Source organism: Hoeflea sp. AS16 (genome assembly GCF_038900095.1).
Taxonomy (GTDB): domain Bacteria; phylum Pseudomonadota; class Alphaproteobacteria; order Rhizobiales; family Rhizobiaceae; genus Hoeflea.
The window spans coordinates 1-19,538 of record NZ_JBBMQQ010000010.1; the positions used below are offsets into that span (position 1 = coordinate 1).

18 protein-coding genes and 1 tRNA gene are annotated in these 19,538 nt (G+C 61.1%); 4 read left to right on the forward strand and 15 right to left on the reverse strand.

All coding sequences use genetic code 11. From position 1 onward, the window contains the following. The coding region (locus WNY80_RS19215) for a VCBS domain-containing protein (protein WP_342889021.1) at window positions 1-1,076 on the reverse strand (1,076 nt) is incomplete at its 3' end. Between the two features lie 445 nt (window positions 1,077-1,521). Between WNY80_RS19215 and WNY80_RS19220 the strand changes: the two genes are divergently transcribed. Then, window positions 1,522-2,436 (forward strand): transglutaminase-like cysteine peptidase, encoded by a 915-nt coding sequence (locus WNY80_RS19220; RefSeq protein WP_342889022.1) that lies wholly within the window; start codon window positions 1,522-1,524, stop codon window positions 2,434-2,436. A gap of 51 nt (window positions 2,437-2,487) precedes the next feature. Here WNY80_RS19220 and WNY80_RS19225 read toward each other — a convergent pair whose 3' ends face one another. The 10 genes from WNY80_RS19225 to WNY80_RS19270 form a co-directional block, all read right to left on the reverse strand. Next, window positions 2,488-3,087: a ribbon-helix-helix domain-containing protein gene (locus WNY80_RS19225; RefSeq protein ID WP_342889023.1), complete on the reverse strand. Its 600-nt coding sequence runs from the start codon at window positions 3,085-3,087 to the stop codon at window positions 2,488-2,490. Between the two features lie 23 nt (window positions 3,088-3,110). Then, window positions 3,111-4,370: an HlyD family type I secretion periplasmic adaptor subunit gene (locus WNY80_RS19230; RefSeq protein ID WP_342889024.1), complete on the reverse strand. Its 1,260-nt coding sequence runs from the start codon at window positions 4,368-4,370 to the stop codon at window positions 3,111-3,113. Window positions 4,371-4,402: 32 nt separating this feature from the next. Further along, complete coding sequence (locus WNY80_RS19235; RefSeq protein ID WP_342889025.1) at window positions 4,403-6,520, reverse strand: type I secretion system permease/ATPase; 2,118 nt, start codon at window positions 6,518-6,520, stop codon at window positions 4,403-4,405. Window positions 6,521-6,563: 43 nt separating this feature from the next. Further along, entirely contained in the window at window positions 6,564-8,000 is a 1,437-nt protein-coding gene (locus WNY80_RS19240; RefSeq protein WP_342889026.1) for a TolC family outer membrane protein, read from the reverse strand. A gap of 595 nt (window positions 8,001-8,595) precedes the next feature. Beyond that, window positions 8,596-8,671 (reverse strand) — tRNA-Lys (locus WNY80_RS19245). Between the two features lie 109 nt (window positions 8,672-8,780). Further along, a complete protein-coding gene (locus WNY80_RS19250) occupies window positions 8,781-9,701 on the reverse strand; it encodes a PhzF family phenazine biosynthesis protein (protein WP_342889027.1) in 921 nt (306 codons plus the stop codon). Between the two features lie 60 nt (window positions 9,702-9,761). Further along, window positions 9,762-10,508 carry an NUDIX domain-containing protein gene (locus WNY80_RS19255; RefSeq protein ID WP_342889028.1) on the reverse strand — a complete coding sequence of 249 codons (747 nt, stop codon included), beginning with the start codon at window positions 10,506-10,508 and terminating at the stop codon, window positions 9,762-9,764. Window positions 10,509-10,513: 5 nt separating this feature from the next. Further along, the gene (locus WNY80_RS19260; protein WP_342889029.1) at window positions 10,514-11,620 is read right to left on the reverse strand and encodes an endonuclease/exonuclease/phosphatase family protein; all 1,107 of its coding nucleotides are present in this window, start codon (window positions 11,618-11,620) and stop codon (window positions 10,514-10,516) included. Window positions 11,621-11,737: 117 nt separating this feature from the next. Continuing rightward, window positions 11,738-12,340 carry a DUF922 domain-containing protein gene (locus WNY80_RS19265; RefSeq protein WP_342889030.1) on the reverse strand — a complete coding sequence of 201 codons (603 nt, stop codon included), beginning with the start codon at window positions 12,338-12,340 and terminating at the stop codon, window positions 11,738-11,740. An 11-nt stretch (window positions 12,341-12,351) separates the two neighbouring features. Further along, window positions 12,352-12,564: a hypothetical protein gene (locus tag WNY80_RS19270; protein ID WP_342889031.1), complete on the reverse strand. Its 213-nt coding sequence runs from the start codon at window positions 12,562-12,564 to the stop codon at window positions 12,352-12,354. Between the two features lie 208 nt (window positions 12,565-12,772). Between WNY80_RS19270 and WNY80_RS19275 the strand changes: the two genes are divergently transcribed. Together WNY80_RS19275 and WNY80_RS19280 are read left to right on the forward strand one after the other, a co-directional pair. Then, complete coding sequence (locus WNY80_RS19275; RefSeq protein ID WP_342889032.1) at window positions 12,773-13,048, forward strand: YARHG domain-containing protein; 276 nt, start codon at window positions 12,773-12,775, stop codon at window positions 13,046-13,048. Between the two features lie 828 nt (window positions 13,049-13,876). Continuing rightward, complete coding sequence (locus tag WNY80_RS19280; protein ID WP_342889033.1) at window positions 13,877-14,353, forward strand: hypothetical protein; 477 nt, start codon at window positions 13,877-13,879, stop codon at window positions 14,351-14,353. 113 nt (window positions 14,354-14,466) lie between these two features. Here the strand turns inward: WNY80_RS19280 and WNY80_RS19285 are convergent, their stop codons facing one another. Further along, window positions 14,467-14,958 carry a hypothetical protein gene (locus tag WNY80_RS19285; RefSeq protein WP_342889034.1) on the reverse strand — a complete coding sequence of 164 codons (492 nt, stop codon included), beginning with the start codon at window positions 14,956-14,958 and terminating at the stop codon, window positions 14,467-14,469. Window positions 14,959-15,220: 262 nt separating this feature from the next. Between WNY80_RS19285 and WNY80_RS19290 the strand changes: the two genes are divergently transcribed. Further along, a complete protein-coding gene (locus tag WNY80_RS19290) occupies window positions 15,221-15,571 on the forward strand; it encodes a hypothetical protein (RefSeq protein ID WP_342889035.1) in 351 nt (116 codons plus the stop codon). An 81-nt stretch (window positions 15,572-15,652) separates the two neighbouring features. Here the strand turns inward: WNY80_RS19290 and WNY80_RS19295 are convergent, their stop codons facing one another. The 3 genes from WNY80_RS19295 to uvrB all read right to left on the reverse strand — a co-directional run bounded on the left by WNY80_RS19295 (window position 15,653) and on the right by uvrB (window position 19,475). Next, the gene (locus WNY80_RS19295; RefSeq protein ID WP_342889036.1) at window positions 15,653-15,946 is read right to left on the reverse strand and encodes a hypothetical protein; all 294 of its coding nucleotides are present in this window, start codon (window positions 15,944-15,946) and stop codon (window positions 15,653-15,655) included. 138 nt (window positions 15,947-16,084) lie between these two features. Beyond that, on the reverse strand, window positions 16,085-16,228 hold the full coding sequence (locus WNY80_RS19300) for a hypothetical protein (RefSeq protein WP_342889037.1): 144 nt from the start codon (window positions 16,226-16,228) through the stop codon (window positions 16,085-16,087). A 346-nt stretch (window positions 16,229-16,574) separates the two neighbouring features. Further along, on the reverse strand, window positions 16,575-19,475 hold the full coding sequence (gene uvrB, locus WNY80_RS19305) for an excinuclease ABC subunit UvrB (protein WP_342889038.1): 2,901 nt from the start codon (window positions 19,473-19,475) through the stop codon (window positions 16,575-16,577). Window positions 19,476-19,538: the final 63 nt, after the last annotated feature.

Below are 19,538 nucleotides of genomic sequence, written 5' to 3' on the forward strand. Positions count from 1 at the left end.
CTGTCGGCAGCCGCATCCACGTCCTCGACGATCGCAACGGGGTTGGTCACCGCATCGATCACCGGAACGTCATTGGTGCCGGTAATCGTGATGGTCACCGTTTGCGTCACCGTGAAGATGCCGTCGTTGATCTGCACGTCGAAGGACAGTGTGACGACGTCGCCATTGGCAAGAAAGTCGACCGCTTCATTGCCGACGGCATAGGTCCAGTCGATCGAACCACCGGCCTCGGTCGTCGATTCGACCGTGATGCCGCCGGGCGAATTAAGACTGAAGCCGGCCAGAAGAGCATCAAGCTGCGCCGCGGTCAGCGAGCCGCCGCTCTTCAGCGCCTGGGAGACGACATTGCTTGCCGCAACTTCCGCAGTCCGGGCTTCGCCGAAATCCGGATCGAAGAAGGTGATCGAGCCCGTGGCGGCAGCCGGATCGGCATCGACGCCACCCGGATTGTCGACAGATTCGACAATGCTACCGGTGCTCACGCCGCCGGTCAGCTCGGAAGCGATATTGCCGGTGTCCTCGTCCGTGGCAGCCGTGGTCGCGCCACTGCCATTGCTGGAAGTATCCTCCAGCAGGTTCAGCGTCTGCAGCCCGTCGCCGGCGATCGAGGCGCCGCTCGAATCCTCGAACTCCCCGCCCGAACCGGTCGGCGCCTGCTGTGCGACCGAAAGCGTGTTTCCAGGTCCGGCAGCAACGTTGAAACCGTTCGTTTCAAGGGCTGCAACCAGCACTTCCTGCGGCACTTCGATGTCGCCGATAACAAAGGTCGGAACACTCAGGGCGCCGCCGATGATCCGGATCTGCGATCCGTCCGGCTGGATCAGCAGCAGATCATTGCCGTCGAGCTGCATGTTTTCAATGCTTGCGCTGGCCGCCAGGGTCACCCGGTTGTCCGCGTCCGGAACGATCACGCTGATCCCCGGCGCTCCGCCGGAAGAACCACTGTCTGATGATACAGAAGCTGACGGATCCGAACCGGTATCCGCCTGGGCCATCAAAACCGCATCCATGCCGCTGTCGGCTTCTGCGTTTTCGATTATGGTTTCCGAAGAATCAAGGCCGCGGTCTTCAATCATGACAGGACTCCTAAACTGAATTTACCCACCCTTAACCAGTTAGTATTTCATCAACAAATACTTTGAATCCAAATCGAATATATAAGTATGCCGAATTGGATTTTGTAAAGATATGGTAAATTCTTGCGCATATTTATCTATGCTTTTTAGCCTTTAATAATATTCGAATGCGAAATATGGCCTCGACCGCGCGGAATCGCCTGCCTGGTCGCCCCAAGATATTTGATTCAATTTTTATCGAAACAACTGCGTAATCGTTAGTTTTGTTTGTTTCTGAGATCTTATGTTTCTTTGAGTAGTCTTCCATCAGCAAACGGGGAAGGCGAAACAGATGTATAGCCAAGTAAAAAAGGCAATCACTCGCACCAATACTGTTCTCATGATGTCTCTGCTCTGTGCTTCCGCGGCACAGGCAAATGTCTACGGGACTCTCCAAACAAACCCCGTGGTTTTAAACGCGACCAACACAGCCGCGCCGCTGCAACAGAGCCTGATTGCCGTTCCTGACGGCACCCGGAAACTGGCGTGGCTGCCTGCCGCCCAGGCCGCCACGACCCTGCACCTGACCAACACCGGCCTGCCTCGCCTTGCGTCCGCAACCTTCGCCGTCCTTTCGGCGACAGGTTCCGCAAACCCGGCTGTCGCCCGCGACCCGATCACCACCGCCGCCATCCCGGCCGCAACCGCGCCCGCCGGCAAGGCCATCGGCAGTTCCACCCGCCTGGCCATTCGCAACACGCTTCGCCAGGAGCGGCCGCTGTTTGGCGCCCATCGCATCCGTTTCGGCAAGATCGGCAGCGGCGCCCGCATTTCCGGCCTGATCCGCAAGGCAGCCGCCTCCGGCTCGTCCGCCATCTGCATCAATCACTGCGCCAGCCTTGCAGATCGCCTGAAGCTCGAGGGATCGGACATCGCGGCCCAGCTCCGCCATGTCTCGGCCTCGGTCAACAAGATGGTCACCTACCGGACGGACCAGGAAAACCACGGCCGCCTCGATCAATGGTCGACGCCGAACGAGACCCTTGGCCGCGCCAGCGGCGACTGCGAGGACTACGCCATCCTCAAGATGGCCATCCTGAGCCATCTCGGCGTACCAATGAATGCGATGGAAATCGTCGTCGTCAAGGACACCAGCCGCCGGCTGTTCCACGCCGTTCTCTCGGTCGCACTCAATGACCGCACCGTCATCCTCGACAACATGACCGACGCGGTTGAATCAGACACCGAAAAGCGCAGCTATGCGCCACTGTTCTCGCTGTCGGGCAATGCCAACTACATCTTCGGCTACAAGGGCGGAAAACAGAACCTCACCGCATCGCTGAAGAACATCGCCGCGATCGCACCCGGCGCAGGCTTCTGAAAAGTCCGAACGGCTCGCAGTCCCAGCAATGGTCCAATAGGATTCGGCCGGTCAGGTCGGGCCGGAGACAAAGGCAATCGCCGCCGGCGGATCATCCATGTCCGGAGCCAGCGCCATGCTCAACCGCCCGCGCAACCGCCGCTCGCCGTAACCCACGGTAAAGCCGGTATATTTCGGACGGCCGCTGTCGCGTCTCATATCTTCGATCAGGTCGATCAGCGGTGTTTCCAGCGTCAGCTTTATGTTGCTCAGCGCCTCGATGGTATCCAGACCGGTAAACCGCGTCTGCAGGTACATGAGAAAACCGCTGTTCTGGAACAGGATCTTCTTGTCGATAGAAATGATGAACCCGGGAACCGGGCAGGCTGCGACGATTGTCTTGGAATTGAAATTGTCGAGCCGGTGGCGCAAGCGGTCATGCTGCTCCAGCACCCGCTGCATGATCGAGGCCCGGAGATAGGAACTCAGGCCATTGTCACCGGTTCTGATCTCGTTGAGTTTCGACACGTAGTCCGCCACCGACATTCCGTCGGTCCGGGTCACGGTGTCCAGCGCCTTCCAGAACACGTTTTCCAGCCGGAAACCCCGGCGCTTGCCACCGGAGTTGATTGCGCGGAAATGCGGTTTGAACGGATCTGGATCAGACATCATCAGATGCTTTCTTCGAAGAGCAGCTACCGCTCTGTCAGGGCCTCGTAACGCGCTTTGCTCAATGGCTTGATTAGATAGTCGAGAACCGATTTTTCACCGGTCAGGATTTCAACAGAGGCAATCATGCCCGGCCGGATGGCATGTTTGATTTCGCCTTTTCCAAGCTGGAAATCACCGGTCTGGACCAGAACCTGGTAATAGGTTTCGCCGGTCTCGGGATTGACGATGCTGTCCGCGGATACGTTCGAGACGCTGCCTTCGAGGCCGCCGTAAATCGAGAAGTCATAGGCGGTCAGCTTGACCAGCGCCTTCTGTCCCGGCTGGACAAACGCCACGTCCTTGGGTGAAATCCGCGCTTCCACCAGCAGCGTGTCAGTCACCGGAACAACCCCGGCAACCACCGAGCCGGGCTGCAGAAATGCGCCGATCGTGTTGACTTCCATCGTATTCACGATCCCGTCCACCGGGGAAACGATGTCGGTGCGCCGAACCCTGTCCTGCGCTCCGGTCAGCGTCGCTTCCAGCACGCTGATGTCGGCAAGCGTATCGCCGAGTTCACGGCGGGCTTCCTGCTTGAACTGCGAATCCAGTTCCTGAACCTGCAGCTCGGCTTCGCGAAGCGCGCTTTCAAGCCGCTTGAGACTCTGGTTCACGTTTTCCCGCTGGCCCTGCTGCTGGGCGATCTCGCGATCGAGCCGCAACAGGTCGATTTCCGGATGCAGCTTCCGCTTGACCAGCGGCGCGATCTTGTCGCGTTCGTTGAGCATCGCCTTGATGACCAGATCGGTCTGCTCGATATTGGATTTTGCCTCGCCGATTTCATCCAGCCGCTGCTGCCGCCTTGCCTCCAGCACCTGCAGCTTGTTGAGATAATTCTCGCGCCGTGCGTCGAGCAGGCTGGCCTCGTTGTCGCAGATGCTCTGCGACACCCGCCGGGTCTGCTCGGGACAGACGAAATCGGTATCGAGCAGATCATCGATCTCCAGCTCCAGCCGGGCGATCCGCGCCTGCAGCGCATCGTAGCGAGCCTGGGATTCTCCCAGCGACGCCAGGTTGCCCGAGCTGTCCAGCCGGACCAGCAAGTCGCCTTTCTTGACCAGCTGGCCGATCGTCACCGCGATTTCCTGCACGACACCAGGTTCACTCGATTGCACGATCTGCGTCTTCGACAGCGGAATGACCTTGCCGTCGCCACGCGAAATCTCGTCCACCCGCGCCCATGCCGCCCACACCAGAAACGTGATCACCGTCAACAGGCAGATCCAGACGATGTAACGCGACATGACCGGCGGTGTGTCCTGCTCCATCGCTCGCATCACTGAACCCCGGTCGATTTGCGTTGCAATGCTGCAATCACCTGTTCCTTCGGGCCATCCGCGATCAGCTTTCCGTTCTCGATGACAATCAGCCGGTCAATCAGGTCGAGCATGCTGTACCGGTGCGTCGAAAGTACCAGCGTCACTTCCGGCGCAATCGCCTGGCGCAGGCAGCCGATCAGATGGCGTTCACTGGCAAGGTCCATGGCCCCGGAAGGCTCGTCCAGGAATATGACCTTGGGAGAGGCCAGCAACAGCCGCGCAATGGCCACCGACTGTTTCTGCCCGGCCGAAAGATTGCTGCCGTTTTCACCGACCTGCATGTCGAACCCGCGCGGATGCCGCGCGACGAAGGATTCGATTCCCACCTTGCGCGAGACCTCGATCAGGTCCTCATCCGTGGCATTCGGATTGCCCATCAGCAGATTGTCTTTCACCGATCCAGAAAACAGGTCACTGGTCTGTCCGGCCACGGCCACGGCCGAGCGGACTTCGGAGGGATGAAACTGCTGCATGTCGATACCGTCGATCAGCACCCTGCCCTCATGCGGCTGGTACAGTCGCGACATCAGCCGGCCGATGGTCGTCTTGCCCGATCCGATCCGGCCGATGATGCCGACCTTCTCGCCGGCCCGGATTGAAAACGACAGCCCGTCGAGCGCATCCTGATCGGCCTGCGGATAACGGAAATGGACATTCTCGAAAGCAATGTCGCCCCGCACGATGACCCGGTTGACGAAGCCCGAGGTCTCCGGCGTGTCCTCCGGCTGCTCCATGATCTTGTCAAGAATCCGCAGCGAAAGCAGCGCCTGGCGGAACCGCGCCAGCGTCATAGTCAGCTGGCCCAGCGGGCTGACCGCCCGGCCCGACAGAATCACCGAGGCGATGATCGCACCGGTCGTTACATGGCCTTCGCGGAACAGATAGGCGCCAACAAGGATGATGCCGACGGTCACCAGCTGCTGGACGAACTGCGTCGCATTGACGGCAAAGGCCGAAATGCTCTTGATCTGTTCATTGGTTGCCGAGCTGTTGATGGTCAGGTCGCGCCAGCGCTTGAGCAGCAGGCCTTCGGCCCTCAGCCCCTTGACGGTTTCGGTTGTGTAGATCGTTTCAACCAGCATCGACTGGCGAAGTGCGGCCTCATTGGCCGCCGCCGCGACCCTGCGGCTGATCAGCGACTGCGCCACCAGCCCGATGATGGTCACCGCGACCAGCGCCACGGCCGGCACATAGGCCAGAGGCCCGCCGATCGAATAGATGACGGCGATGAAGATGAACACAAAGCACGTGTCAATCATCGTCGCGATCGTGTTGGAGGTGAAAAACTCCCGCACGAATTCATACTGCGACACCCGGCTGACATACTCGCCCGTCGACATCGAGCGCGCCGACAGCGACGTGTTCATCACCTTCTGAAACAGGATATAGGCAAGCTTCAGATCGATCTTCCGGCCGGTATAGTCGATCAGCGAGGCACGCGCGAACTTGAGAAGAAAGTCGAACGTGAACGCAAGGCTGATCCCGGCGGCGAGAACCCAGAGGGTTGAAATCGCCTCGTTCGGCAACACCCTGTCATAGACATTCATGACGAACAGCGGTGACGCCAATGCCAGGATGTTGATGAACAGGGCAGCAAAAGCGACCCGGACAAAGGTCCGCCAATAGGGACGGGCAGCAGCATACAGCCAATGCTGTTTTTCGATCCTGCCCGTGTGCAGCTCGCCGGTCTCGTCGCGGTTGTTGAAGTAGACCTTCTTGAAATCCAGAACGGTCGGATCGAGATCCGCCACCTTGCCGCGAAGGTCGACGCTCTCCGGAGCTGTCTCGCCGACAGCCTCCTTGCACACGAAGGTTCCGTCATCATTGATGGCAAACACCGGAATGAACGAGCCATCCAGTGTCTTGACCAGCGCCGGAAGATCCGCATTGCCGCCCAGCAGGTCGGCAAGATGGATCTTGGAGACATCAAGACCGATGCGATGGGAAACCTCGCGCACGGTCTCGATATCGGCTTCCGCGAGCTGGTCGTCGGGAATTCCGGAGTACAGGACCGTCGCAGAACCGCTGCGCTCGAAATGAACGCTTATTTCACGGAAAGCATCGTTGAACCTCATCGCCGCTCACCGATCAGCATCTTCACCCCGATAAATGGAAGAATCAATTCTTCCGGACGGGAGCGAGAAGATCGAAAGGTGCGCCTGCGACCTGCCGCGACGGCAGGCGGTTGTAGACCGGCTCGGCTTCATGGGAGATCGCCTTGAACTCTTCCCGGGCATAAGCCTCGGACTGAGGTGCGCTATCCAGATTGAAGGCCCGAACCAGCGAACCCATGGCAGCCAGCGCCTGGTAGTCGGCATAGACCGCAGCATACTGCGCCGTCTTGGCCAGAACCTCGGTGTTGAAGCGGGTGTTCTGCGCGCTCAGCACATCGAGAAGCGAGCGCTCACCAACCCGGAACTGGTCCCGGTAGGATGCCACCAGCGAACCCGAAGCCTGCGCCTGTTCGCGCAGAAGTGCAGCCTGCTGGGCACGCTTGCTGCGCTTGTCCCAGGCCGACTGGATCGATTCCTGAACTTCGCGGTGAACCAGCGCATTGTCCATACGGGCCTGACCGGCGCGGCGGATGCGCTCCTGTTCGGCTGCGAGGTCACGGCCGCCGCGATAGAGGTTCCAGCGGGCCACGACCTTGGCTTCAAGATCGGAGGTACGGCCTTCCGAACCATCGATGTCATTGCCGACACGGGCCTTGGCCTCAAACGAGATCACCGGCAGATAGGAAGCCTTGGCGCCGCGGGCGAGAGCGTCTGCCGCGTCGACATCGGCACCGGCGGCCGCGATCCGCGGGCTCTGGCGGCGCGCGATGTCAATCGCTTCGGCTGCGCTGCGCGGCAGCGCCTTGGCCACCGACGGCGGATATTTCATGGAATCGAGCTTGACGCCGACCAGACGCAGAAAACGGATCTGCGCCTGCGCCAGGTCCTCTTCGGCTTCCTTGAGCCGTGCCTTGGCCGACAACAGCCGCTCGCGGCCCTGTGTACGGTCGGCCGATGTCAGCGTACCGCCGGAAACACCCGATGAAATGTCGGACACGATGCCCGCCAGCACATTGGCGTTCTTGCGGGCAATCGCCACGATTTCGGCCTGCAGCAGGATCTCGAAATATTCCTGGGTCACGGCCAGCGCGATGGCTTCCGAACGCTCTGCGACGCGGAACGAGGCGCCATCAACGCGGGCGGCCTGCCGTTCGACTTCAGCACGGCGGGCGCCGCCGTCAAAAAGCGTCTGCTTGAAGGTCAGGCCGACATCGGAAGAGTTGAGCGTATCATCCTCGGTGCCAAGACGGCGACGGCCAGGGCTGTCGAGCTTGCGGCCACCGAGCGAAGCTTCAAGATCCAGCGTCGGCAGGTAAAGACCACGGGCCTGCCGGAGTTCAAACTCGACGGCTTCCCGATTCTCGACCGAAGACAGAATTTCAGGATTGGACCTCAGCGCTTCGTCAACTGCCTCCTTCAGCGTCAGCGCGCTGGCCGGCACTGCGGCAAGAGCACTGAACCCGATCGAAAAACAGCACGAATAGAAAAGCGTCTTAATCATCACGACCCCAAAAACCTACACCCGATAATTGCTTGTTACACATATAGCTCTGCAGACGCGAGTCATGAAATTACGAATCCTTAAGTACTAAGGCATCACGATCAGGATTGTTGCGTTTTTGACACATGAATTGACCATAAGCATTGGCTTAAACCGCAAGCATAAGCAAAGAATAATTCGATTTTACGCGCGTAAAATTTTCTTTTATATTGATAGCTTGAAAAATTTCGCCAGAAATTCTGTGTATATATTTCGATTCTGGCAAATTGTATTTTGAAAGAATGCGATTCTGTTGTGACAAGGTGCGAAATTTCGAACCATTGATTTACTTATGGGCATAAATATATATACAATTAGTAGTTGCAAAAAATATGGCAAAGCCGAATCATTCGAGACAATAACTATCGCGAAAAAACGTGAAAAAACAACACGGCAGCAGCTGGGAATCAGCGCGATTCAGCCGGCTGCCGACTGAAAACCGGCCGTACAGCTCCGGCAACCGATCCGCGAACGCATCGCGCCGCCACTGGCATCGCAGCACCCGGCAGGTTTCGCTGCCGCGAAACGCCGGGATCATGCCGAACTTGGGAAAAAATGGTGGGCGCGCACGGGCTCGAACCGTGGACCCGCTGATTAAGAGTCAGCTGCTCTACCAACTGAGCTACGCGCCCCACCTGTTCCGTCACCGGAACGAGGGGGCGTATAGACCGGATGAGAGAGCTTGTCCACACTGTTTTTTCCACCATCGCAACATGCGGCCCAAAATCGGCGCAAAACACATCAAATCAGAAGCTTGCCCTCGGCAATCCGCACCGCTTCCCCGCCGATCCGGACGTGGGAAACTTCTGTCCCGGCGCAGTCGATATGCAGATGAATGAGCGACGGCCGGCCCATTTCCACCCCCTGCTCGATCACCAGCGCATGGTTGCCCTCGGGCAAGCCGTCGAAATGGTGAATCGCACCCGAAAGCGCCGCCACGGCCGAACCGGTCGCCGGGTCTTCCGGCATGCCGTCGCCCGGAGCGAACATGCGGGCATGGAACGATGCCGAGTGATTCACGCCGCCACGGCAATAGACATAGGCAAAGGCCAGCTGCCCGTCCCCCATCGGCGCAACCCGCTCCCATTCGGCCGCATTGCACTCGGCCTTGGCAGCAGCGGCAAGATCATGCACCGGAACCAGCACGAACGGCACGCCGGCGCTCCACAGCGAAACCCGGTGATTCTCGAACCCGATCTCGTGCGGATCAAGTCCCAGCGCCGCACCTATGTCGGCCGGCTCGATTTCCACATCCAGTTCGCGCGAAAGCTTCGGCAGATCGAACTCCGCGAACCCGGCCTTGCCCTGCATCATCCGGACCGCGCAACGCACCTGGCCGATCTGCTCTTCCAGCATCTTGACCAGATCGATGCCATTGGCCGGCAACGCGCCGCCAAGCCGCCGGTCGGCCAGCGCCACCGCGGCCCCGACGGTCGGATGGCCGGCGAAGGGAAGTTCGCGGTGTGACGTGAAGATCCTGAGCCGCGCGGTGTGTGCCGGGTTCCCGGGCTTGAGCACGAACACCGTCTCGGACAGGTTGAACTCCCGCGCGATCGCCTGCATCTGTCCGTCGCTGAAATGATCGGCCTCGAACACCACCGCCAGCGGATTGCCGGCCAGGGCTGATCCGGTGAACACGTCATAGATTGCGTAATCTGTCATGCCCTGGTGCATCCTCTGCTTCTGCCGCCTGCGCGGTCACGTTTGCCGCGAGCGCGCATCCTATCCTTTTCCCGCAGCCTGCCAACTGCTGTCTGACGCTTGCGGGTTGAAATGAAAATCGATCATCGCCTGCATGTAGGTCGGCGTGGTCGGACCGGCGTCCTGCGCTGCGCGCACCACCACCACGTCCTCGATTTCCTGCTCGGGATCGGTGCGGATGTGCTCACGCATGCGCGCGGCCAGCACATCGGCGGTCTCGTCAAGCCGGAACCGGCGAAACACCGCCACCCGGCGGCCCTGGCGCCAGCACAGCAGCCGCCTCTCCGCCACCGCCTGCGACAGGTCCAGCCCGGTCTCCTCCCGCGCCTCGCGATGGATGCTGCCCTCGACATCGACCATGCCGCCCTTGATGTCGCTTTCATCGAGCGAACCGGCCGGGGCATAGACCTTGCCGGGATTGGCCGTCTTCGCCGCCATCCGGATCAGCATCATCGCCCCATCCGCCGACAGGATTACCGCCGAGCCGAACAGGTGCCAGGCGTCGGCCTCGGGCTGGGTCTTCACCCAGTGCAACAGCGCCGCATAGGGCGCCCGGTGGCTCACGCCGCGGATCTCCCTGCCCTCGAGCCTGAGCCCGCGGTGGATCATCACCGTGCCGTTGAAAAGCCAGGGCCGCTCCACCTGTTCGCGCGCCCAGTGCGCCTCGATGGCAGCTTGCTCGGTACGTTGCCAGGGATGCTCTGCCGGATCGACGGCAAGGTGCACCGCATCGATCTCGAAGATACGGCTTTCGGGAATCCCGGCCATCGCGGTCAGACCATGTCGAAGGTCATCGCCACCGGGCAATGATCCGACGCCTTGGGCCGGTCCCAGCCGGTGCGCGGATAGCGCTCGACCTCCTGCCCTTCCGGAAACAGCGTCCGCCAGGGCTGGCCGGCGCGGACGATGTCGGGCAGCCGGTCGCGGCTGGTGCGCGTAAGCGCCGGCGAGGCCATCAGGTAATCGAGCTGGCACAGGTGCCGCTCTTGCGGCCCGCGGGTGTGGTAGAGCGTCCAGCGGTCCATTTCGGGACGCCGCGCCACCACGTTCTCGCAAAAGCCGCCGGCCTCCAGCACCCGCACCGCGCCGTCCTCGGCCTCTTCCGGCGTGAATGTGTAGCCGTTGCGACGGTCGCCGGTGATCACCAGCTTCTCGGAATAATCGTTGAAATCGCCGGCAATGACATAGCGCTTGCCGCCGCCATCCGGGCCGAAGCGGTCGGAGATGATCTTGCGCACTGCCCGCGCCTCCGCCACCCGCACCGCCATGGTGTGGGTGCGCCCGTCGACGCCGTTGCGCGGGCCGCCCATCGACTTGAAATGCACCACGTAGACCGTCAGCCGCTTCGGCCCGATCTTCAGGTCGACCTCGAGGCAATCGCGCTTGAACACCTTGTCGTGCGGCTTGGCCACCTCGGCCAGATCCGGCGTGTAGACCCCCGCCGCCTTGTAGCTCAGATGGGCGTGGCTGGTGACCTCGAGGATCTCGATCTTCGCTCCGTCGAGCGTGTGCTCGCGCGCCATCAGCGCCAGGTTGATGCCGCGGCCGTCATTGCCGTCGATCAGCACCTTGTGGCGGTAGCCGTCGCCGATCATCTTGAACAGATAGCCATATTCGAACCGGTGCAGCGTATCGAGGTTCTCCACCTCCTGCATGCACAGGATGTCTGCATCCGCGTCCGCAATCGCCAGCGCGGTCAATTGCCGCGTGTCGTCGGTCAGCGAGATGGCGCGGGCGATTTCGGCCTGGTGATATTGCGCCTCGGAGGAAAAATCATAGAGCTGCGCCACCCGGTCCTGCCTGAGCTCGTTGCGGTAACCGGAGAAATCGAACCGGCTCATCAGGTTCTCGGTATTGAAGGTGGCAATGCGAACTGTCATGCGGCGTCCCTGTCCTGGCCCGTAAGCGGGGCTTGAAACCTAACAGTCCGGCCCGGCACCGCAAGGCAAATTGATTAGCCCCCGGCGATCAGCAAACCGGCGGCTGACGACACCGGCTCAGCGGCCGGTCAGCAGACCGAGCACCAGTTGCTGCACCGCGCCGCCATCGCCCATCTCGACCCGGTCGAAGTCTCGGCCGCGGGCGCGCTGCTCGTCCGACAGCCGCTTGAGATGGCGCTGCAGTTCGGCCCGCACCTTGTGGCAGCCCGGATCATCGGGCGCGGAGAGCCCGACACTGACATCCTCGATCGCCCGCACCATCTCGATGATGTACTGCCCGTGAACCCGTTCGTGCTTGGCCAGCCCGTCATAAAACCGCTTCCAGCTCGAGGCCACCGCGGCCGGAACCGGCCCGAGCGGCTTGGGAAGCGTGTAGGTGATGATCAGCTTCGGAATGTTCCGGGCGATGACGCAACCGCCATCGGCACGCTGTTTGTAGTCGCGCCGCCAGGTCAGCTTGAAGGTGGTGTGGGCGATGGTGCGCCGGTTGCCGGAAATCACCGGCCCGTTCTCGCCGATCGACTTGTAGAGTTCAGGCCCCGACTGGCCGCTGACCGGGTAGGTCCTGACCTGCTCGACAGCCTCCCAGGCCAGCGCCGGTTGCGCCAGCGCGATGCAGGATGCCGCAAACGCGGCAGCGAAAGATAAGCTTCGGATCACGGATATCGGCCTCATTTGATCACGGTGAGATAGATCCACCAGCCGGCGAATGCCAGCCCGAAACCGGTTAAGCCGAAGATTGTGGCGCCCCTGAGCCGCCGGCCGGGATTTTTGCCGACCCCGAACCACGCCCCCAGCACGGCACCGATGACAAGTCCCGGCGCGCAGGCGACGAGGATCATCACCACGATGTCGCTGGTGGAAAAGATGCCGATATCGGACATGCCGCGCCTTTCCTGCTTTGCCCGATGATGCCACGCCTGCGCCCGCCCCGCCAAGAGCCCGGTGACGATCTCAAAACGGAGAACGGCAGACACATTCATTGACATGCATCAATGCGGAGGACGGCCATGCAGGTACCGATGGAACCAAGGCCCACCTTGCCGACCAGCCTTGACGCCCGACAGTGCCACCCACGCAAAGGAGACGCAGATGAAACCCTCCCTGATGATTGCCGCAGCCGGACTGGCCGCCGGCCTCACCGGCCTCGTCCCCGCGGCCTCCGCCGCCAGCTGCTGGGATCTCTGGTACGAGCGCAACGCCATCTATGACCGCAACGGCTACTGCTTCTCCTCGAGCCTTGGCAAACGCACTTTCGACAATGCCGATTGCTGGACCAAGACCCCGGCCCTGAGCCAATGGGAACAACGCCGCGTCGCCGAGATCAAGGCCGAGGAACGCCGCCGCGGCTGCAAGGTCAACAATTAAGGGGGAGGGCCTGAACGCACCCCACCATCGTCATCCTCGGCTCGGGGGCCGAGGATGACGATGGTGGGAGGCCGAAGTTGTATCAGGCGTCACGACAGGCATTGGCCAGCCGCAAGCGGTCCCGCGCGAAAATCTTCGCCGGGGTGTGGGAAAGGACAGTCCGGAGGGCCGCACGCGGGCAGTGCCTCTGGGAATGGGTAGTGTATGTGGGTGGCGCTGTTCGCGCGCGGCCCGGAACTCGCCGGGCGGTGTCCGCACCCGACAGGCGGCGCCTTGCACCCTCGGGGATGTCTCCCCGCCCGGGTTGCCCCGGCCGCGGCTTCGACAGGCCGCGGGAGATGCGTCTGGCATGGGTTCCGGCACGGACGCTGACCGTGTTTTTAAAGGATGCATGTACGTTATCGTTCAAACGAAGGGATTTGAACGCGACATGCATTCACGCAACCATGTCCGCCACAGGCCCGGCCCGGAAATGACGCCCCTCGCCCGCCTTTTGAGCTGGCATGGAACGAAACCGGCCCGGTGGCTGGCTTTCCACCGGTTCCTTCGGGATTAGCCCCTCGGGAAACACCAGTGCTGCCAGCGGAACCCCGATGGCCTCCGCCTCCTGGACCCTCGCGCGCCACGTCAGCACGCCCGGCCCCAGGCATTCCCTCCCGCCTGCATCGAAACGTTCGCGATCCATCCGGCAGCGGGAGTGCGGAGGAGTATGGCATGGGGGTGGAGGGTGTGGATGAAGATGAGGGGCTTTAGCTTTGACACATCCACGCAAATCAATGAGAATTGCGACTTCCGGTTGAATTATAGCAAAATGAATTAGGTGAAACTTTGGCTGACTGGGCGACAATCACATCACAAATTGCTACTACCCTAACTCTGCTCAAGCAGGCCGGTGGTCTTGTCAGAGAAGTGGTTCCTCTTGTGCAAAGCTCCGAAGCAAAGGAAAAATTAAACGAGATACGTGAACAGCTTCTGGATGCAAGTGAGCGCATTAACGATCTGCGCGCAGTCAATAACGAAATAGCAGACAGGAATTTAGTACTCGAAGGAGAACTTCGAGAAATCAAGGCGTTTATTTCCAATAAAAATGGCTACATTGCACACAAATTGGGAAGAGGTGCTTTCGTATATGTGTCGGAAATGCATATGGACAATCCAGAAAAAGCACCATGGTATTGTCAGCACTGTTTTGAAGTAGAATTCAGATTATCTCCTATTAACTATCAAAAAGGCGCACCCAATCGGATGGCAATATTTGAGTGTCAAAGTTGTGGCGCAACGATTGAGGACTATCCAAGGAACTAAAATGAGACTGACGCCAGACTCACGGGACCCTCTGGTCCCCGACAGCGCTTCGCTTTTCTTGAACTGCCCTGAAGACAACGATGTTTTGAGTATGCCAATAAATATACAACTAACTACATATTTGGTGCCGTTCCGACCACGCCTTGAAGTTTATTTTGCAAAGCATCGAGAGACTGAATTGTCATGTTGGTTTCGCCAACCAAGGTCTGACTATCAAGTTGCAGTGTTTTCCAATCGCTGGGCTTAAATGCCGGAAGACCACCCAACTGATTAGGGCTTGAAACTCGCAATTCTGCTTCAAGCGCCTGAATTTGCTCGGTAATTCTGCCAACCGCATCGGTTAACCTTACCACCTTGCCCGCAAGTTCTATATGCTGCTCCGCAATCGATTTCACGTTCCCCGTCAGTTGTGCGCTTTCGGATTTGGTGGTGAATTTCAGAGTGCCGTTAGACCATTCAAAATTCAGAATGTGCGGCAAGGCCATCAGTGCCACACCAAATACAAAGACCATCGATTGCCCTGCTGAAATATCCCTCTTGAAATAAATCGTCGCTATTCCGATCACCAGTAGAACCGATCCCGCAATCGTTAGATATGTGTCCATAACGACCTCCTCCATGAGAAGCACCAAATCTATCATTAATTGCGTGATTCCGCTAGCTGCACGCAATTTTTGCATGCATTTGTTCGTCATCCCCGGCCTTCGAGCAGAGGATGACGACGGTGGGAGAAACAGGTGTGAGGTACGCCTCCCCAAAAAACCCGCATCCGGGAAACCATGCAGGCGATCCCGTCGAGTGTGCTAGAAGGCCCCATCCGGCCCGCGATCCTGCGGGCTTGTAGAACTTCTGAACTGGACTGCCATCATGAACATCCCCGAATGGACGAAACCTGCGCTCGTGGGCGCGGGCGCCGGCGCTATTGCTCTGGCCATTGTCGGATTCAGCTGGGGTGGCTGGATGACAACCGCTACCGCCATGAAGATGTCGGACAAGGGATCGACCGCTGCGGTCGCCACCGCGCTGACACCTTATTGCCTCGAGAACGCCAAGAGCGATCCGATGGCGGCCAGCGTCATGGCGGAACTGAAGACCGCCAATTCCTACAAGCGGCGCGGCATTGTCGAGAAAGCCGGCTGGGCCACCCCGCTGGGCGAGGAAAAGCCCGACCGTGCGCTGGCCGAAAACTGCCTCGACGCGCTCAACGACTCCATCTGACTGATACCGCCCCCGGACCGGTGACTGCCGCAAGCGGCGGATGACGGGTTCGGGGGTGCGGGCGGGGAAACGCGCGGCAGCCTAGCCCGGCTCGCCGTCGGACAGCGCGGTGGCCAGCATGGCCCAGAAGTCGGCCCCGGTTTCGGGCACCCCGATGCTGGCCGTGTAGGCAATGGTGGTCTTGCTCAGTGCAAGCAGTTCGCCCGCCAGGTTGATCGTGCCGGGATCCGGCCAGGCCGGACGCACACGCACGGCCGGTGCCGGCTCTGCGGGCGGGCTGGCACTGGCTTCGCCATCGGTCCCGGGCATGGCCCGCAACGGATGGACCATCGTGCCGGACAGCGGCACGGACAACTGGATCATGCTGGCGGACATCGCTCCGGCACTCCTCTGCGGCTGGTGATTTGCATCAGGTTTCCGCCGCAAATCTACCGCCCGCACTCTTGGGCGCGGGTAAACAGCAGGGCCGGCATTTGAATCAAATGCCCGGTTTCCGCCGCAGGGCGACGCGCCCTACTTCTCTTCGATCGAAATGCCGCCTTCGCCGATCTTGATCTCGACACCGGAGGTCTGCTGGTCCTGATAATACAGGTAGCCGAGGATGGCCGCGCCGACAGCGAGGATGGCGATGACGATATAGAGCGTGTTGCGGGACATGGAGTGTGATCCTGAAGGGGGCACGCGGTGTGCGGTGACGGGGATCTAGCACGGATTTGTGGGACGTGGCGGGAAATTTGTGGGCGCACTCCACCTCTCCCCTGGTGGGAGAGGACACAAAATCACGGGCTTAGCCGCAGGCTAAACCTCAGATTTTGTTGGTGAGGGGGCCTGGCGAGATTTAGGCGCTTAAGCAATCTCCCCGTAGGTGACAGAGGGGGGTGAACGTGAGGCTGGCGCTGGGGGAGAGATTACCCCCCTCTGCCCTGTCGGGCATCTCCCCCGCAAGGGGGGAGATCGGGTGCCGTGGGCATCGCAAGCGATATCAGCATCCCAATTGCCTTCCCTACCGCCCCGGACGCCCCGTCTTGCCAGGCCGGCGTTTCTGCCGCGCGGCTTCCGCCGGATCCTCGTAGCTTCCCGCGCCGACCTTGCCGCGCTTGACGATCGGGTCGTCGGGCTTTGACGGCAGTTTGCCGGGCACCGGTTTTTCGGTGCGACCGACGGTCATCTCGTCGAGATCGTTCTTGCGAAAATAGGACGATTCCCGGTTGCGCATGATGTCGGGATTGGGCTCCTTGGAGGGGCCGCGCATGGGCTTGCCGGTGGCGGTAGCCTTGCGGCTGGCCTTGGTGTTCTCGATGCCGGCATTGCGCGCCATCGGGTCGTCCATCATGTCGAGCTCGACCGCCTTGAGCCGCTTGACCTCGTCGCGCAGGCGCGCGGCGGTTTCGAAATCGAGGTCGGCGGCGGCGTCGCGCATCTGCTTTTCCAGAGCTTCCAGATGCGCCTTGAGATTGGCGCCGACAAGCGCGCCCTCGTCCACCGCCTGGCCCTTGCCGCCGGGCGCGGAGATCGAGGCGCGGACATGGTCGCGCTCGTAGACAGATTCGAGAATGTCGGAGATGTGCGCCTTGACCGATTCCGGCGTGATGCCGTGTTCGGCGTTGTAGGCGGCCTGCTTGGCGCGGCGGCGCGAGGTTTCCTCCATCGCCCGTTCCATCGAGCCGGTGATCTTGTCGGCATAGAGGATGACCTTGCCGTCGACATTGCGCGCAGCGCGGCCGATGGTCTGGATCAGCGAGGTCTCGGAGCGCAGGAAACCTTCCTTGTCGGCGTCGAGGATCGCCACCAGTCCGCATTCGGGAATGTCGAGCCCCTCGCGCAACAGGTTGATGCCGACCAGAACGTCGAAAGCGCCAAGCCGCAGGTCGCGGATGATCTCGATCCGCTCCAGCGTGTCGATGTCGGAGTGCATGTAGCGCACCCGCACCCCCTGCTCGTGCAGATACTCGGTCAGGTCCTCGGCCATCCGCTTGGTCAGCACCGTGCACAGCGTGCGGTAGCCGGCCTCGGCCGTGGCGCGGATTTCGCCCAGCACGTCGTCGACCTGCGCACGCGCCGGACGCACCTCGACCGGCGGGTCGATCAGCCCGGTGGGACGGATCACCTGTTCGGCAAAGACGCCGCCGGCGGCTTCCATCTCCCAGTTGCCCGGGGTGGCCGAGACGGCGATGGTCGCGGGCCGCATCGCGTCCCATTCCTCGAACCGCAGCGGCCGGTTGTCGAGGCACGACGGCAGCCGGAAGCCATATTCGGCCAGCGTCGCCTTGCGGCGGAAGTCGCCCCGGTACATGCCGCCGATCTGCGGGATCGAGACATGGCTCTCGTCGATGAACAGAAGCGCGTTGTCGGGAATGTATTCGAACAGCGTCGGAGGCGGTTCACCCGGCGCACGGCCGGTGAGATAGCGCGAATAGTTCTCGATGCCCTGGCAGACGCCGGTGGCCTCTAGCATTTCCAGGTCGAACCTTGTGCGCTGCTCCAGCCGCTGCGCCTCGATCAGCCGGCCCGAGGCTTCGAGTTCCGCGAGGCGATGCTTGAGCTCCTCGCGGATGTGTTTTGTCGCCTGGTTCAGCGTCGGCCGCGGCGTGACATAGTGCGAGTTGGCGTAGATCTTGACCGATTGCAGATCGCCGGTCTTCTGGCCGGTGAGCGGGTCGAACTCGGCGATGCTTTCGATCTCGTCGCCGAACAGCGTGATCCGCCAGGCCGCATCCTCAAGGTGGGCCGGGAACAGCTCGATCGTGTCGCCGCGCACCCGGAACGAGCCGCGCTGGAAATCCATGTCGCGGCGCTTGTATTGCTGCGCCACCAGGTCGGCCAGCAATTGCCGCTGGTCGATGCGGTCGCCGACCTGCATCTGGAAGGTCATGGCGGTGTAGGTTTCCACCGAACCGATACCGTAGATGCACGACACCGAGGCGACGATGATGACGTCGTCACGCTCCATCAGCGCCCGGGTGGCCGAGTGCCGCATCCGGTCGATCTGCTCGTTGATGGTCGACTCCTTCTCGATGAAGGTGTCGGTGCGCGGAACGTAAGCCTCGGGCTGGTAGTAATCGTAGTAGGAGACGAAATACTCGACCGCGTTGTCGGGGAAGAAATTCTTGAACTCGGAATAGAGCTGCGCGGCAAGCGTCTTGTTCGGCGCCAGGATGACGGCGGGACGCTGGGTCTCCTCGATCACCTTGGCCATGGTGAAGGTCTTGCCCGAGCCGGTGACGCCCAGAAGCACCTGGTTGCGCTCGTTCTCGTTCGCCCCGGCGACAAGATCGGCAATCGCGGTGGGCTGGTCGCCGGCGGGCTTGTATTCGGTGACCATGCGGATCGGCACCCCGCCCTCGGATTTCTCCGGCCGCGCCGGACGGTGCGGCACCCAGGTCTTGCCGTTCTTGAACAGCGGGTTGCCGCTTTCGATCAGATCCGACAGCGCCTGAACGGTTGCGGTGTTGGCGCTGGTTGCGCCCGAGGCTTCCGCCTCCTCCACCGACATGTCGAGACCGGCCACGGCATTGAGCCCGGCGGCAGCACGGTCGCGCGGATTGTTGCTGGCGCCGATCGAGGTGCCGCGCGCGGTTTTCTTTCCCCCGTCCTTGCCGGTGGATTTGCCGCCAGCCTTGCCAGCGGCCTTGCCTTTCGGCGGCAGCGCTGCGGCTTCTTCGACACTGAGCTTGCCGGCCTTCAGCCGGTGCTTGCCGGCAGCCGAACGGATCTCGCGGTTTTCCGCCTTGCGCCGCGCCTTGACCGCGTCAAGCTCGGCTTCCTTGGCCAGGTCGGCGGCCCAGTCGGCGATCGATCCGGACGCGGATACCGGCGCGCCCTCAAGCGACGGCTGCGGCGCTTCCTCGAAACCATCGAACTCGGAACCATCGGGACGGGAGGATTTTGCGGGGGTTTTTGCCATGGCTGCAATATGGGCAGAGTCGATGGCGAAAGAAAGAGGCCCGCGGGGCAAAAGGAGAACGGA